Raw genomic sequence first — 14,081 nt, 5'->3', positions numbered from 1 at the left:
CCGCAGGAAGAACTCGGGGTGACCTTCAGCTCTCGGCGGACAAGATCGCGGTGAGCAGTCCCGGGTACCGCGCGTCGAGGTCGTCGCGCCGGACCGTGCCGATGCGGGACGTGCCCTCCTTGCGCATCCGGATCACCCCGGCCTCACGCAGCGTCCGCAGGTGGTGGGTGCGGGTGGACTTGGTCACCGGCAGCTCGATCGCGCCGCACGCCACCCCGGTCCCGATCCGGTCCATCTCCCTGACCAGGTGCAACCGCACCGGATCGGCGAGCGCGTGCAGCACCGCCTCGATCCGGATCTCGTCGCGCCCGGGATGCACCAGCTCGTCACTCATGGTGCCCATAGTACGAGACCCATCGTAGTTCGACGAGTTTCGTAGTACGGTGCTCGTCGTACTAGCCGTCGAAGGGGTCGCCTTGTCTCGCATCCACCTGCTCGCGGCCGGCGCGTTCGCCGTCGGCACCAGCGGCTACATCGTCACCGGAGTCCTGCCCGCCGTCAGCCGTGAGCTGCAGGTCTCCCCCGCCGCGGCGGGCCAGCTCGTCACCGCGTTCGCCATCGCCTACGCGCTCACCTCGCCCGTGCTGGCCGTGCTCACGGGCCGGTGGGAGCGCAGGAAACTCCTGATCGTGGCGCTGCTGACGAGCGCCCTCGGCAACGCGCTGGCCGCCGTCGCGCCGACGTTCGAACTGCTGCTCGGCGCCAGGGTGATCAGTGCGCTCGGCGCCGCCGCGTTCACCCCGGTGGCCACCGCGGTCGCCACCGTGCTCGCCCCGCCGGACCACCGCGGCCGCGCGGTCGCCACGGTGTTCGGCGGACTCACGTTCGCACTGATCCTCGGTGTGCCGATGGGCAACGTCATCGGCGAGCAGCTCGGCTACCAGGGCGTGTTCGTCGCGGTCACGGTCATCTCGCTGCTCGGGGCGCTGGCGATCCAGCTCGGCGTGCCACGGGTAGCCGCGCCGCCGTTCGCCGGTCTGCGCGAACGGTTCGCCGCCGCGCGCGACCGCCGCGTGTTGCTGGTGCTCGGCATGACCGTGCTGGCGTGCCTCGCGGCGTTCAGCGTGTTCACCTACATCGCGCCGATCCTGACCTCGGTCGCGAACGTGCACGGCTGGGCGATCAGCCTGCTGCTGCTCGTCTACGGCGTGGGCGGCGCGATCGGCAACTCGGTCGCGGGCCGCGTCACGGACCGCTTCGGCAGCCGGCTGCCGTTGCTGGTGATCTTCGTGGTGTTCATCGTCGTGCTGGCGACGTTGCCGTACACCGCGACGACGGCGGCGAGCGCGGGCGTCGTGATGTTCGTGTGGGGCCTGTTCACGTGGTCGGTGAACCCGCCGATCCAGAACTGGCTGATCGAGCTCGCGCCCGGCGAGTCGAGCGGGCTCCTGTTGTCCATCAACGCTTCCGCAATCTACCTCGGGGTCGGACTGTCAGGCGTGTTCGGTGGCGTGGTGATCAGCAACGCCGGCCTGCTCGCACTGCCGCCGGTCGCCGCGCTGGTCGCGCTGGGAGCGTTCGGACTGCTCATCGCCCAGCCCAAGCGGGCGTTGGTGTCACAGGCCGCGTGATCACTCGCTCGCCCGGCGCTCCCGGAACGCGATCATGTTCATCCTGTTGCCGCAACGGACGCTGCAGAACCGCTTGAGCCCGTTGCGGGACAGGTCGAGCAGCAGGCCCGTGCAGTCGTCGGCCGCGCAGATCCGCAGGCGGTCCATCTCGTTCATGCGGATCACGTCGATGAACGCGAGCGCGGACTCCACCTTGAGCCGTTCGGCCAGCGGGGTGGTCGGCTCGGTGGCGTGGATGTGCCAGTCGAGCGAGTCGTGCCGCACGAGGTACGGGACCGCCTTGGCGTCGCGGAGCATCTTGTTCACGGCCTCGACAGCGTCGTCGCGGTCGAGCGTCCACACGTGCCGGAGCAGCGCGCGCGTGCGGTGGACGTCCCGCAGTTCCTGCTCGTCGTGGTCGATGCGACCGGTGAACGGGTAACGGGCCAGCAACTCCGCGAGCTGGTCGACGGTGCCCAGCTCGTCGGTGCCGCTGCGGGACGCCTCGGCCTCGGTGTTGCACAGGGCGACGACGAAGACGAGCGCCTCCTCCGTGTCAGGGGCAAAACGCAAGTTGACTCCTTACCTGGACCGGCCTAGCGTCAGGGGCGTCAACGAGGTTAGCCCATGACAGCGGTTCTCACCGGGGAGGCAAGGATGGCGTCGAAGTCCACGGGACTCATCGCGGCGGCGGTCTCGTTCATCTCGTTCGGTACCTCGGGTGCGTTCGTCAAACCGCTGCTGGACGCCGACTGGTCCCCGGCCGCCGCCGTCACCGCCAGGGCGCTCCTGGCCGGGCTCGTGCTGTTGCCGTTCGTCGTGTTCTCCCTGCGCGGCAGATGGTCCCTGTTACTTCAGGCCCGGTGGCCGGTGCTGGGCATGGGCGTGGTCGGGGTGGCGATCACCCAGGTCCTCTACTTCGCCGCGATCCAGCGCATTCCGGTGGCGACCGCGTTGCTGATCGAGTTCCTCGCGCCGCTGCTCCTGGTCGGGTTCACCTGGGCAGTCAGCAGGCGCACGCCCGCACCGGTCGTCCTGGTCGGCTCGGTGCTCGCGGTCGGCGGGCTGGTGCTCGTGATCGGGCCCGGCGCGATCCAGGCCGTGGACCCTCTGGGCGTGGCGCTGGCCTTCGGTGCGTCCATCGGGTGCGCCGTGTACTTCGTGATCGCCGCACGCCCCAACAACGGGCTGCCTCCGGTCGCGCTGGCCGGCGCGGGAATGCTGCTGGCCGTACCTGTGCTGGCGGTCGTCGCGGCAACCGGGTTGCTGCCGTTCACCGCCACGTTCGGCGACGTCACCCTGCTCGGCTCGGCGACGCCGTGGTGGGTGCCGCTGCTCGTCGTCGCGGTCGTTGGCACGGCGCTGGCCTACGCGTCCGGCATCACCGGCTCCGGGATCCTCGGGTCGCGGCTGGCGTCGTTCGTCGGCCTGATGGAGGTCGTGTCCGCGTCCATCTTCGCCTGGCTGCTGCTGGGCCAGGAGCTCACTCTTCTGCAACTCCTGGGCGGCGTGCTGATCCTCGGCGGCATCGCCTCGGTCCAGGCCGAACGGCCGGCGGTGTCACCGCCGGCCGTCGCGGTTGCCGTCTAGACCGCCACGTCGACGATCCACGTCACGCCGAACCGGTCGGCGAGCATCCCGAACGCGGGCGCCCACTGAGCCGGGCCGAACTTCTCGATCACCATCGCGCCGTCGGCGAGGCCGTCCCAGATCGGGGCGACCTCGTCGACGGTTTCGCCGCGCACGGAAAGGAAGAACCGCTCCTCGGTGATCGTCGTGCCGTGCTCGCGGCGGGTGGTGGGCTCGTTCGCGATCGGCTGGTCCGCGCCGGGCACGTCGTAGGCCATGACGCGGAAGCCGTTGTCCGCGATGACCTCGCCGAACACGACGTTGTTGGAGCCGGGGGCCTCGGCGGGCACGCCGAAGTCGCCGTAGGTGATGACGTTGAGCTTGCCGCCGAAGACCGACGCGTAGAACTCCAGGGCCTCCCTGGCCTGGCCGCGGAAGTTCAGGTGGGTGACTGCGTTGAGTGACATGGGAGCGACCTTGTCAGCAGTAGCGGACAGGGAACGTCCGCTACTTGTGCCAGGCTGGCGACCATGCCGATCGCCACGTCGACTGCCACCTCGGGCCGCCTGCTGTCGTTGTTGTCGCTGCTGCAGGTCCGCCGGGACTGGCCGGGAGTGTTGCTGGCTCAGCGGTTGGGTGTCAGTGAGCGCACGGTGCGCCGTGATGTCGACCGGTTGCGCGAGCTCGGCTACCTCGTGCATGCGGTCAAGGGGCCCGATGGTGGGTACCGGCTCGAGGCCGGCAGTCAGGTGCCGCCGTTGTTGTTCGACGAGGAGCAGGCGGTCGCGCTCGCTGTGGCGTTGAGGATCGCGGTTGGTACGGGGGCGGGGATCGAGGAGGCTGCGGCTCGGGCGTTGGCCACCGTGCGGCAGGTGCTGCCGTCGCGGTTGCGGCAGCGGGTGGACGTGCTGGAGGTCGAGGCGGCCGGGCACGGGATCCAGGTGGGCACGGAGGTGTTGCTCGCCCTGAGCACTGCTGTGCGTGGGTGTGAGGAAGTGCGGTTCGACTACCGCTCGCCTGGCGGCTCGGAAACGCCTCGCCGAGTGCAGGCACACCACCCCGCAGACCGCCCAGCGCCACCCCACCAGGCGCAGCCACACCACCCCGCAGACCGCCCAGCGCCACCTCGTCGAGTGCAGCCTCACCACCTGGTGGTCCGAGCGAGCCGCTGGTACCTGGTCGGCTGGAGCCCGGAGCGTGAGGACTGGCGCACCTATCGCGTGGACCGCATGACCCTCCGCGTGCCCAACGGCCCGCGCTTCACACCCCGCGAGGTACCCGGCGGCGACGTCGCGGCCTTCCTCGCCGCCAGGTTCAAGGGCTCCGACACCGACGCCTGGCCCTGTCGCGGCGAGGTGATCCTCGACCTCCCGCTCGCCGCCGTGGCCCCGTTCGCCGGCGACGGCACCGCAGAGGAGGCCGGACCGGCCAGGACCAGACTGCTGGCCGGTTCGTGGTCGTGGGCCGCACTCGCCGCGAAGCTGGCCCGTTTCGACGCCGACATCGAGGTCATCGGGCCGCCGGAGCTGCGGGACGCGTTCGCCGAACTGTCCCGCCGCGCCGCCCGCGCGGTCACGGGATGAGCCGCACCAGCTTCCGGTTGAGGAACTCGCCGATGCCCAGTTCCGCCGGCTCACGGCCGAACCCGGAGTTCTTCACCCCGCCGAACAGCAGGCGCGGCGAGTCGGCGAAGCAGGAGTTGATGTACACCATGCCCGCCTCGATCCGGGTCGCCACCTCCTCGGCGTGTTCGACGTCGGCGTCGAACACGTAGCTGCCCAGGCCGTACCTCGTGGCGTTGGCCAGCCGGATCGCCTCTTCCTCGGTGTCCACGACGTCGAACGACAGCACCGGCCCGAACGCTTCCTGTTGGAACAGCGGGTTGTCCTCGCTGATGTCGGTGATGATCGGCGACAGGGCCGCCACGACGTGAAGAAGAAGACGCACGGCAACATGCGGCTCATGCACCCGTTGGTGGGTGAACTGACGCTGCGGTACGAGACGCTCGCGCTCCCTGGCGACCAGGAGCAGTCGCTGTCGACCTACCACGCCGAGCCCGGCTCGCCCTCCGCGGAGGCCCTGCGCCTGCTGGCCGGCTGGGGTGCCGACGCCGCACGTCAACGGAGCGCGTCGAGCTCCGCGAGGTGACGTTCGATCCGCTCCGCGTCGGCGACCCGGTGCTGGATGCGGGTGAGTGCGAGCGCGCGTTGCCAGGCCTGGCGCGCGTCCGCGTGGTGGCCTAGCGCCGCGTGGGCGAGGCCGAGGTTGTCGGTGGTGCCGGCCTCGTCGTAGGTCGCGCCCAGGTCCTTGAGCAGAACCAACGCTTTCTCGAAACAGCCGAGCGCCTCCGCCGGGCGTCCACAGTGGAGGGTGATGAAGCCGAGGCAGTCCAGGGTGACGGCCTGGCCGTGCCGGTTGCCGTGCTTGCCGAACAACAGCTGCGCTTCCGAACAAGAAGCGCGGGCTTCCCGGTAGGCGCCGAGATGCGCCTGCTGCCAGGCCACCGTGCTGAGGGCCTCGGCCTCCCAGACCGGGTTGTCCAGGGTCCGGAACAACCGCAGCGCCTGGACCGCGTGGTCCAGTGCGCCGCGCGGGTCGTCGTGCCGCGAGATCCACGCGAAGTCGTGGTGTGCGCGGGCTTCGCCGTGGACGTCACCCGCCTGCCGGGCCAGTTCCAACGCCCGGCGGAGGTGTTCCGACGCGGACGTGCCACCCCTGGCGCAGGCCTGGCCGAGCAGCCGGTGCGCCAGCCCCTGCTTGGCGGGGTCGCCCAGGTGCTCGGCGGCTGCGAGGGCGGCTCCCCAGGTCGCCAGTTGCTCCGGCAGATGCCCGCGGCGCCACAGGTAACCGTGCAGCGACCAGGCCAGCTGCCACACGAGGTCGTGCCAGCCGTGCTCCGCGGCCGCCTGCTGGGCGGCCAGCAGACAGGGAAGCTCCACGTCGAACCACGCCAGCGCCGACACGTCGTCGGCGAAGACCGGGACGTCGGGAACGGGTGCGCCGACGTCGATCGGCTTGCGGTCGGGGTACAGCAGGCGCTCGCCGGCGTAACTGGCGTGGACGTAGAAGCCGATCAACCGGCGCAACGCCACCACGCCGTCGTCGCCCGCCTGCTCGGCGGCGTAGAGGCGGACGAGGTCGTGCACGCGGTAGCGCGCGGAACCGTTGCGTTGCACCAGATGTGCGTTGACGAGCTGTCGGATCAGGACGGCGAAGCGGTCGGCAGGCTGTGCGGTCACGACCCGCGCGGCCGCCGGGCCGACGTCCGGGCCCGGCGCCAGGCTCAGCAGGCGGAACACCTCCGCGGCCTCGGGATCCAGTGCCGCATAAGACCAAGAGAGCACCGCGCGGAGGTTCGCGGCGACCTCGCCACCGTCGAGCACGTCCAGCCGTGCCGAGGCCTCACCCAGTTCCGCCGCGAGCACCTCCAGCGGAAGATCCGCGTGCGTGGCCGCGTGCGCCGCCACGATCCCCAGCGCCAGCGGCAACCCAGCGCACGACGCGACGAGATCGGCCACCGCAAGAGGCTCGGCGCCGATCCTCTCGCCGCCGAGCCGCTTCGCCAGCAGCTCGTGCGACTCCGGGCCGCTCAACGTGGTCAGGGGCAACGGCCGCGCCTCGCGGGTCACCACCAGGCTCGTCAGGTGGTTGCGGCTCGTGACCAGGACCGTGCAGGTGGCCCGGCCTGGCAGGAGCGGGACGACCTGGCTGCTGTCGCGGGCGTTGTCCAGCACGATGAGCATCTTCTTGCCCGCCACCAGGCTTTGGTACAACGCGACTTGCGCCTCAGGTGTCGTGGGAATCGAGTCCGGCGGAACGCGCATGACGTCCAGGAAGCCGCGCACCGCGACCGCCGGTTCCACGGGCGCGCACGACGGGTCGAAGCCGCGCAGGTCGACGTACAGATGCCCGTCGGGGTACCGGCCGGCGTTCAGGTGCGCCCAGTGCAGCACCAGCCACGTCTTCCCGATCCCGCCCATGCCGACGACGGTCACCACGCGCTCGTGCTCCGGCTCGGCCAGCACGAGTCCGGTGAGCACGGCCAGATCGGCGGCGCGGCCGGTGAACGAACGCGGCCGGCAAGGCAGCTGCTGGGGAACCTCCGACGTGCGCGGCAGGCCAGCGGCGGCGACCTCGTCGTGCGGGAAGGGGTTGTCCGGCAAGCTGATCCACGCCGACGCCCTGGTCTCCTTCACCTGGACCTCGGTGTGCCGGTAGGTGGCGGCGTCCTCGGGCGAGCTCTGCCAGACCACCTCCTCGAAGAACCACGACGACACGATGACGGCGAGCACACCGGGCGAGGTGGCCAGCGCGTTCCTCAGCGCGGGCGCGTCGAGCAGCCGGAAGGCGAGGTTGACCGACGCGGCGGTGACCCCGTAGTCGTCGTAGCTGATCTCCCCCGCGTGCAACGCCATCCGCAGCCGGATGTGCTCAGCGGCCGCGTGCGCCTTGTTGTGCCGCCGCAACGCATCCGCCAACGCCAGGGGGAACGACTCCACGAAGGCCGCCTTCGGCACGTCACCCCCGGCCAGCAGGAACACACCGTCGCCGCGGTCCTCCACGTCGCAGCGGTGCCGCGGGATGCCGGCCGCGTCCAGCGCCGACCGCACCGACCGGTACAGCCCGCGGCGGACCACGACCTGGTTCGCGTTGGTGCGCCGCGGGTCGCCGAACCCCTCGACGTCGAGCACGAGGATCGTCCGGTGCACCGCGGGCCGCCTGCCGCCGATCTCCATCACCTGAACGGAACTGGCGAGCGCCGCGAGCTGCCGCACGGACTCCGCGATCGCCCGCCGCGTGGCGTGGTCGTCGAGGTCGAGCCGCCGGGAGGTCCAGCGGACGCGTTCGGGGTAGGTCAGGCTCCTCGTCGCGGGATGGATCGCGAACGCGCCGAAGACCGCCGTGCGCAGGTTGTCCGGCAACTGGGCGGACAGGTCCCGCAGCCACACCTCGACCTTCCAGCGGACCTCCTCGGGATCGTCGCCGTCCGTCACCCCGCACAGCACGCGGAGGTCCGGACCGATGAGCGTGTCGACCCGGTGCGCGAACAGGCCGTAGCTCTGCCGCAGGGCCGCCAGTTCCTCGACGATCCGCGACGACTTGTTCTGGGCTCCCCTGACCTGCGCCGGGATGTCCGGCACCGCCTGGAGCGTCCCGGTGACGCAGTCAAGCTGCTGGGGGCTGGCGCGATCCATCGTCGGAGCCCTCCCTTCCCGAGCATCGGCCGCGGGACGCCTTCAGGCGCCCGGCGGCTTGCGGGGCTCTTCCAGGATGCTGCGTGCCACCGCCGTTGCGATAGTGTGATTGCAAGATTGCACGACTGCAGTCAGGCAAGATCTGTCGTACGATCGCAGGACAGAACTCCATGCAGCTTGCACGTGGAAGGGGCCACCAAGCTCATGCAGCACGACGCACCCTCCGCCAGAGAGCGCAAGCTCGCGTCTGAGCTGCGACTGCTCCGTGGCACCGTGGGGCTGCACGGCAAGGACGTCGCGGACCAGCTCGGCTGGTCGCCGTCGAAGATCTCCCGCATCGAGAACAACCGGATCGGCGTCGCGGCCGAGGACCTGGAGCTCCTGCTGGAGTTCTACAAGGTGCCCGAGGAGCGCTCGGACTACCTGCGCAAGCTCGCGGCCTCCGCACGGACGCGCGGGTGGTGGGACGCGTACGCGAACGCCCTGTCGTCCGGCTTCTCCAGCCTGATCAAACTGGAGGCGGGATCCAGCGTGCTGCGGTGCTACTCCGCCGTGGTCCCGCACGCCCTGCTGCAGACCTCCGGCTACGCGCGCCAGATCATCACCTCGACCCTGCAGGCACCGGCACCCGCGGAGGTCGACCGGCGAGTCGACATCACCCGGCGCCGGCAACAGGTCCTCAAACGCGAGAAGCACCCGATGCGGGTGGCGGCGGTGATCGACGAGGCGATCTTCCAGCGGCTGATCTGGACGCCGGACGGCCGGACCGCCGACGGGATCATGCGCGGCCAGTTCGAGCAGCTCGCGCAGATGGCCACCTGGCCCAACGTGACCATCCAGGTGCTCCGCTTCGAGGCGGGGCTGCCGCCGGTGACCTCCGGCTCATTCTCCATTTTGGACTCCCTGGCCACGGGGACCGCGGACGTGGTCTACCTGGAGAACAAGACCAGGGCGTTCTTCATCGACACGGAACGAGAGGTGCACCAGTACGTGCAGGAGTTCGAATTGCTCAGTTCCATGGCGCTGGACCCGGATGCCTCGCTCGACTTCATCCAGCAGGCGGTGCGCGGGTGAGGTCGTTGCTCCACCGCCGAGTCCTCGGTGAGCTCGAGACGGCACCGGTCGGCCTGGGCTGCATGTGGATGTCGGAGTTCTACCGCAAGGCCGACGAGGCCGCCGCGATCCGCGTCATCCACCGGGCCATGGACCACGGCAAACCCCTGCTCAGCACCGCACCTTCGTACGGCGCTCCCGCCCACGGTGACGCCGCGAACGAGATCCTCGTCGGCAAGGCCCTCAAACGCGGCCGCGACCGCGTGGTGCTCGGCACGAAGTGCGGCGTGGTGCGGCAGGGAGTCCGGTGGGCGGTCGACAACTCCCCCGCCCGGATCCGCCGTTCCGTCGACGAGTCACTGGCCCGGCTCGGCGTCGACCACATCGACCTCTACTCGCTGCACCGGCGCGACCCGCGGATCCCCGTCGAGGACGTCATCGGGACCATGGCCGAGCTGGTGCAGGCGGGAAAGGTCGGGCACATCGGCCTCTCCGAGGTCAGCGCCGACACGCTCCGCCAAGCCTGCGCGGTGCACCCCATCGCGGCGCTGGAGAGCGAGTACTCGCTCCTGAGCCGCCACCTCGAAGCCGAGATCCTGCCCACCGCAAGGCAACTCGGCGTCGGCGTCGTCGCGTACGCGCCGGTCGGCCGCGCCCTGCTCACCGGTGAACTGACCACAGTGGACGATCTGGACACCGGGGACATGCGGCGAGCCCTGCCGCGCTTCCAACGCGACAACCTCGGCCACAACCTCGGTCTCGTCGACCGGCTGCGCGTGATCGCCGACGAGATCGGCCGCACCCCGGCCCAGCTGTCCGTGGCCTGGTTGCTGGCCCAGGGCGACACCATCGTGCCGCTCCCGAGCACCACCCAGGTCGGGCACCTCGACGAGCTCATGGCCGCGGCGGACATCGTGCTGCCCGCGGATCAGCTCAAGGCCGTGGAGAACGCGATCCGGCCGGACGACGTGTTCGGCGCCCGCAACACCCCCGGCAACCTCGCGCTCATGGAGCGGTGACCTTCAGGCGCAGCGCCGAGACCAGGAAGAAGATGCCGCCGATCGTGGCGTAGCCGGCGAGCGCGGAGAGCGACGGGCTCTCCCCGTTCGCCATGGCGATGAACGAGGAACCGGCCAGCACGGAGATGCCTCCGCTGAGGATCATCGGCCACTGGCCGCCCATCCCGCGGCGCCCCACGCCCACGACCAGCTGCACCAGGCCGGCGACGATCGCCCAGACACCCCACACGGTCAGGGCTGCCGGTACGCCCGAGGCGATGGCCAGTGCGGCGGCGGCGAGCAGGCTGATCGCGATGTTCACGTAAAGCCCGCGAGTGCGGGACGAGCGGGCGTCGACCACTGCCGCTGCCACGTCGAACAACGGGTACAGGACCAGCAGCACCTTGCTGGCCGGCCCGAGATCCATCGTCGCGATCAGCAGTGCGGCCCAGACGACAGCGAACCCGAACCGGACGAAGTACAGCCGGCGCAGGGCCGACGCGGTTCCGGTGGGTGAAGCAACGGCGGTCACGAGGTTCCTCTCGACAAGGGGTTCGGCAGCAAAAGAGACCGAACGTTCTACCTCTTTCAGACTGGCGACTTCTCGGCGGTTCGTCAAGACCGAACGTTCTATCCGCTAAAGTTGGCAGCATGGCGCGCACACCCCAACGGCCCTCCGAAGCGCGGTCCAGGCTGCTCAACACCGCCCTGCGGATCTTCTACGCCGAGGGGATCCACTCCGTCGGCATCGACCGGATCGTCGAAGAGGCGCAGGTCACGAGGGCGACGCTGTACCGACACTTCCTGAGCAAGGAAGAACTCGTCGTCGCCTATCTGACCGAGGCCGACAACGCGATGCGGGCCCACGCAGCGCAGGCCGCGGAAGGCAAGCACTCCCCCGCCGACACCCTGTTGGCGCTCGCCCAGGCCATCGCCCAGGGGATCCGGTCACCCGAGTTCCGGGGTTGCGCCTTCCTCAACGCGGCCGCCGAGTACCCCGAACCCGACCACCCGGTCCACCAGGCCGTGCTCGCGCACCGGCAGTGGTTCGCGGACACCGTGACGGAGCTGTTCGCACAGATCGAGGAGGAACGCGCCGAGCCTGCCGCCCGGCACTTCGTGATGCTGCGCGACGGTGCGATGGCGGCTGGTTGTCTCTCCGACGCGGACCTGGTCTGCGAGACGTTCCTCCGTGGTGTCGAAGGACTTCTGAAGGCGTACGTCTAGAGCCAGCCGCGGTCGCGCGCGATGTTCGCCGCCTCCGACCGGTTGCGGGCGCCGAGCTTCGCCATCGCCGTCGACAGGTAGTTGCGGACGGTGCCCTCGGCGAGGTTCAGGCGGGCCGCGATGTCGGCGTTGCTCGCGCCGGTCGTGACCTCGTGCAGCAGTTCGCGTTCGCGTGGTGTGAGCGGGTCGGCGCTGTCCCAGGCGGCCATCGCGAGCTCGGGGGCGACGACGCGTTCGCCGGCGTGCACCTGGCGCAGAGCCGAGACCAGGTCCGCGATCGGTGCGTCCTTGAGCACGTAGCCCGCCACTCCGGTGTCCATGGCGCGGCGCAGGTAGCCGCTGCGGGCGAACGTCGTGACGATCAGGACCTTGGTGGGATCGCCGCGGCGGCTGAGCTCCCGCGCCACGTCCAGGCCGGTGCGGCCGGGCATCTCGATGTCGGTCAGCAGGACGTCGGGCCGGTGTTCGGCCACGGCCGCGAGGGCTTCGTCGCCGTTGCCCGCGGTCGCGACGACGGTGACGTCCGGCTGCAGGTCCAGCAGCTGGGCGAACGCGCCGCGCACCATCGCCTGGTCCTCCGCCAGCACCACCCTGATCACGTGGCCACCCGCAGCGGGACGGCGATGGTGACGGTGGTGCCCGCCGAGGCGGTGCGGCGGACCAGGCCGCCGAGTGCGGTGATCCGTTCGCGCATGCCCGTCAGGCCGTTGCCCTCGGGCGCGTGGTTGCCGATGCCGTCGTCGGCGATCACCAGACGCAGTTCACCGTCGCGGGCCTCGATGCCGATGTGGCAGGTCTTCGCCTGAGCGTGCCGGGCCACGTTGGTCACGGCTTCGCGCAACGCCAGCGCCAGCTCGTGCTCCGTCGAGCCGACGATCGTCAGGTCCGGGTCGCGGCGCACCACCACCTCGACGCCGAGGCTCATCAAGGCGGTGCGCGCCGCCTCGAGCTCGGTCTCCAGGCTCGCACTGCGCCACCCGGTGACGGCGTCGCGGATCTCGCCCAGCGCCGCACGGGCCGTGCGCTCGATCTCGCCCGCTTCCTCCTGCGCCTGCGTGGGATCCGCGGCGACGAGCTGGGCGCGCAGGATGATCGCGGTCAGCGTGTGACCGAGCAGGTCGTGCAGATCGCGGGCGATGCGCTCACGTTCGGCGAGGGTGGCGAGGTGCTCGACGCGGGCGTTGCGGATGCGCAGCTCGCCGGCCTCGCGGTCGCGCTCGGACCACTCGACCTGCAGGATGCCGATCAGCCACAGGAAGATCAGCGACGGCAGCAGACCCCACAGCCGGTAGGGCATCTCGACCGTCGACACCACCGCGAACAAGCAGATCAGGGCGGTCAGCCCGAAGAACCACCGCATGGCCACGCGCCGTGACTCCGCCAGTCCCGCGAACGCCCCCGCATAAACGAAGAGCACCGCGGCACCCGTGTTGAACGGCGTCGCCAGCGCGCCGAGCACCACCGTCGGCACCAGGCACCGCCACCGGACCAGGTCCGGCCGCCCCCACGCCAGCACGTACATCGGCACGAAGGCCACGACCACGACGGCGACGAGCGCCCAGTCCGCCCAGCCGGTGCTCGGGTCGAACACCGGTGCCCACAACAGGTTCCCGAGGTAGATCAGGTGCAACCAGCGGGAGATCCCAGCGACTTTTTTCATGACCGGGCATGACGATACGACAACGCGGCCAGTCCCGCCGCCACGATCGTCGTGCCGAGCAACACGAGCACATGGCTCAGCACGGGCCCTCCGGTCAACTGCGCACGAGCCAGCTCAGCCAGGTGGTAGGTCGGCAGGAACCGCGCGATGTCGGCGAAGAACGCGGGCATGATCGACAGCGGCATCCACAACCCGGACACGACGGCCGACGGGATCAGGACGGCGTTGAGCACGGCCGCCGCCGCACCCGACCCGACCTGGAAGCCGATCGCGAGGCTCAGCAACGCGAACGGGAACGAACCCACCACCAGCACCAGCAGCAACCGCAGCAGCGCGGGCACCGGCGCGTCGAGCGCCCCGGTGATCGCCGCGGTCGCCATCATCGCCAGCAACACGCCCGCCGCGTACGGCAGCGCCGCCACCACCTTGGCCGCGAGCGTCACCCCGATCGGCACCGCGGAGACCCGTTTCGCCCGCAGCCAGCCCCGTTCCCGATCGGCCGCGACGCCGATGCCGGGGTTCATCAGCACCACCGAGATCACGCCGAACGCGCCGAACGTGGCGACCATCGTGGTGCCCGCCGACATCCCGCCGCTGCTGAACTTCCCGAACAGGGACACGAAGAGCGCGAAGAACGCCACCGGCATGACGATGGAGAAGAACAGCGCGGCGGGCTCGCGGACGACACCCCTCAGCTCGTCCGTGAGCTCGACCCGGAAGACCTTCACGCCGAACCCCTCTCGATCAATCCCGCCACTGCCTCTTCCAACCCGGCACCCTCGACCCGGAGATCGCTGAGCGCGAGATCCTCCACGAGCAACACCCGCAA

16 protein-coding genes are annotated in these 14,081 nt (G+C 70.4%); 7 read left to right on the top strand and 9 right to left on the bottom strand.

What is annotated here, in order from left to right; genetic code table 11:
- Nucleotides 1-25: 25 nt before the first annotated feature.
- Nucleotides 26-343, bottom strand: coding sequence for an ArsR/SmtB family transcription factor (locus tag LFM09_RS06995; protein WP_414095452.1), 318 nt, complete (start codon nucleotides 341-343; stop codon nucleotides 26-28).
- Between the two features lie 73 nt (nucleotides 344-416).
- On the opposite strand from LFM09_RS06995, the gene LFM09_RS06990 reads away from it, so the two are divergent.
- On the top strand, nucleotides 417-1,571 hold the full coding sequence (locus LFM09_RS06990; RefSeq protein ID WP_414095451.1) for an MFS transporter: 1,155 nt from the start codon (nucleotides 417-419) through the stop codon (nucleotides 1,569-1,571).
- Here LFM09_RS06990 and LFM09_RS06985 read toward each other — a convergent pair whose 3' ends face one another.
- On the bottom strand, nucleotides 1,572-2,123 hold the full coding sequence (locus tag LFM09_RS06985; RefSeq protein WP_414095450.1) for a CGNR zinc finger domain-containing protein: 552 nt from the start codon (nucleotides 2,121-2,123) through the stop codon (nucleotides 1,572-1,574).
- A gap of 54 nt (nucleotides 2,124-2,177) precedes the next feature.
- Here LFM09_RS06985 and LFM09_RS06980 point away from each other — a divergent pair, with 54 nt between their 5' ends.
- On the top strand, nucleotides 2,178-3,140 hold the full coding sequence (locus LFM09_RS06980; protein ID WP_414095449.1) for an EamA family transporter: 963 nt from the start codon (nucleotides 2,178-2,180) through the stop codon (nucleotides 3,138-3,140).
- Here LFM09_RS06980 and LFM09_RS06975 read toward each other — a convergent pair.
- Nucleotides 3,137-3,586: a VOC family protein gene (locus tag LFM09_RS06975; protein ID WP_414095448.1), complete on the bottom strand. Its 450-nt coding sequence runs from the start codon at nucleotides 3,584-3,586 to the stop codon at nucleotides 3,137-3,139. The genes LFM09_RS06980 and LFM09_RS06975 overlap by 4 nt on opposite strands.
- A 63-nt stretch (nucleotides 3,587-3,649) precedes the next feature.
- On the opposite strand from LFM09_RS06975, the gene LFM09_RS06970 reads away from it, so the two are divergent.
- Entirely contained in the window at nucleotides 3,650-4,702 is a 1,053-nt protein-coding gene (locus LFM09_RS06970) for a helix-turn-helix transcriptional regulator (RefSeq protein ID WP_414095447.1), read from the top strand.
- Here the strand turns inward: LFM09_RS06970 and LFM09_RS06965 are convergent.
- Complete coding sequence (locus tag LFM09_RS06965) at nucleotides 4,692-5,066, bottom strand: aldehyde dehydrogenase family protein (RefSeq protein WP_414095446.1); 375 nt, start codon at nucleotides 5,064-5,066, stop codon at nucleotides 4,692-4,694. The two genes, LFM09_RS06970 and LFM09_RS06965, sit on opposite strands and share 11 nt — an antisense overlap.
- Nucleotides 5,067-5,081: 15 nt before the next feature.
- Here LFM09_RS06965 and LFM09_RS06960 point away from each other — a divergent pair, with 15 nt between their 5' ends.
- Nucleotides 5,082-5,267, top strand: coding sequence for a DNA-binding protein (locus tag LFM09_RS06960; protein WP_414095445.1), 186 nt, complete (start codon nucleotides 5,082-5,084; stop codon nucleotides 5,265-5,267).
- On the opposite strand, the gene LFM09_RS06955 is transcribed toward LFM09_RS06960, so the two are convergent.
- Complete coding sequence (locus LFM09_RS06955; RefSeq protein ID WP_414095444.1) at nucleotides 5,237-8,314, bottom strand: NB-ARC domain-containing protein; 3,078 nt, start codon at nucleotides 8,312-8,314, stop codon at nucleotides 5,237-5,239. The genes LFM09_RS06960 and LFM09_RS06955 overlap by 31 nt on opposite strands.
- Before the next feature lie 183 nt (nucleotides 8,315-8,497).
- On the opposite strand from LFM09_RS06955, the gene LFM09_RS06950 reads away from it, so the two are divergent.
- Both LFM09_RS06950 and LFM09_RS06945 read left to right on the top strand, forming a co-directional pair.
- Nucleotides 8,498-9,388 carry a helix-turn-helix domain-containing protein gene (locus LFM09_RS06950; RefSeq protein ID WP_414095443.1) on the top strand — a complete coding sequence of 297 codons (891 nt, stop codon included), beginning with the start codon at nucleotides 8,498-8,500 and terminating at the stop codon, nucleotides 9,386-9,388.
- Entirely contained in the window at nucleotides 9,385-10,386 is a 1,002-nt protein-coding gene (locus LFM09_RS06945) for an aldo/keto reductase (RefSeq protein ID WP_414095442.1), read from the top strand. The genes LFM09_RS06950 and LFM09_RS06945 overlap by 4 nt, the downstream gene beginning before the upstream one ends.
- Here the strand turns inward: LFM09_RS06945 and LFM09_RS06940 are convergent.
- Nucleotides 10,373-10,897 (bottom strand): hypothetical protein, encoded by a 525-nt coding sequence (locus LFM09_RS06940; protein ID WP_414095441.1) that lies wholly within the window; start codon nucleotides 10,895-10,897, stop codon nucleotides 10,373-10,375. The genes LFM09_RS06945 and LFM09_RS06940 overlap by 14 nt on opposite strands.
- A 119-nt stretch (nucleotides 10,898-11,016) precedes the next feature.
- Here LFM09_RS06940 and LFM09_RS06935 point away from each other — a divergent pair, with 119 nt between their 5' ends.
- Nucleotides 11,017-11,592, top strand: a complete 576-nt coding sequence (locus tag LFM09_RS06935) for a TetR/AcrR family transcriptional regulator (protein WP_414095440.1) — start codon at nucleotides 11,017-11,019, stop codon at nucleotides 11,590-11,592.
- Here LFM09_RS06935 and LFM09_RS06930 read toward each other — a convergent pair.
- Genes LFM09_RS06930 through LFM09_RS06920 form a run of 3 tightly spaced genes read right to left on the bottom strand, consistent with a single transcriptional unit; the run spans nucleotide 11,589 to nucleotide 13,980 of the window.
- On the bottom strand, nucleotides 11,589-12,191 hold the full coding sequence (locus tag LFM09_RS06930; protein ID WP_414095439.1) for a response regulator transcription factor: 603 nt from the start codon (nucleotides 12,189-12,191) through the stop codon (nucleotides 11,589-11,591). The two genes, LFM09_RS06935 and LFM09_RS06930, sit on opposite strands and share 4 nt — an antisense overlap.
- Nucleotides 12,188-13,252, bottom strand: coding sequence for a sensor histidine kinase (locus LFM09_RS06925; RefSeq protein WP_414095438.1), 1,065 nt, complete (start codon nucleotides 13,250-13,252; stop codon nucleotides 12,188-12,190). The genes LFM09_RS06930 and LFM09_RS06925 overlap by 4 nt, the downstream gene beginning before the upstream one ends.
- On the bottom strand, nucleotides 13,249-13,980 hold the full coding sequence (locus LFM09_RS06920; protein ID WP_414095437.1) for an ABC transporter permease: 732 nt from the start codon (nucleotides 13,978-13,980) through the stop codon (nucleotides 13,249-13,251). Before LFM09_RS06920 ends, LFM09_RS06925 begins: the two co-directional genes overlap by 4 nt.
- Nucleotides 13,981-14,081: the final 101 nt, after the last annotated feature.

It is taken from the genome of Lentzea alba (assembly GCF_047445655.1).
GTDB classification, from domain to species: domain Bacteria; phylum Actinomycetota; class Actinomycetes; order Mycobacteriales; family Pseudonocardiaceae; genus Lentzea; species Lentzea alba_A.
Note: the sequence above shows the minus strand (reverse complement) of the source record. Positions and strands in the feature narration are given on the sequence as shown.

Bases quoted from the DNA above. Each gene is read 5' to 3' on its own strand.
- LFM09_RS06960 (WP_414095445.1), top strand. From the start codon at position 5,082: ATGCACCCGTTGGTGGGTGAACTGACGCTGCGGTACGAGACGCTCGCG.
- LFM09_RS06995 (WP_414095452.1), bottom strand. From the start codon at position 343: ATGGGCACCATGAGTGACGAGCTGGTGCATCCCGGGCGCGACGAGATC.
- LFM09_RS06975 (WP_414095448.1), bottom strand. From the start codon at position 3,586: ATGTCACTCAACGCAGTCACCCACCTGAACTTCCGCGGCCAGGCCAGG.
- LFM09_RS06955 (WP_414095444.1), bottom strand. From the start codon at position 8,314: ATGGATCGCGCCAGCCCCCAGCAGCTTGACTGCGTCACCGGGACGCTC.
- LFM09_RS06970 (WP_414095447.1), top strand. From the start codon at position 3,650: ATGCCGATCGCCACGTCGACTGCCACCTCGGGCCGCCTGCTGTCGTTG.
- LFM09_RS06980 (WP_414095449.1), top strand. From the start codon at position 2,178: ATGACAGCGGTTCTCACCGGGGAGGCAAGGATGGCGTCGAAGTCCACG.
- LFM09_RS06925 (WP_414095438.1), bottom strand. From the start codon at position 13,252: ATGAAAAAAGTCGCTGGGATCTCCCGCTGGTTGCACCTGATCTACCTC.
- LFM09_RS06935 (WP_414095440.1), top strand. From the start codon at position 11,017: ATGGCGCGCACACCCCAACGGCCCTCCGAAGCGCGGTCCAGGCTGCTC.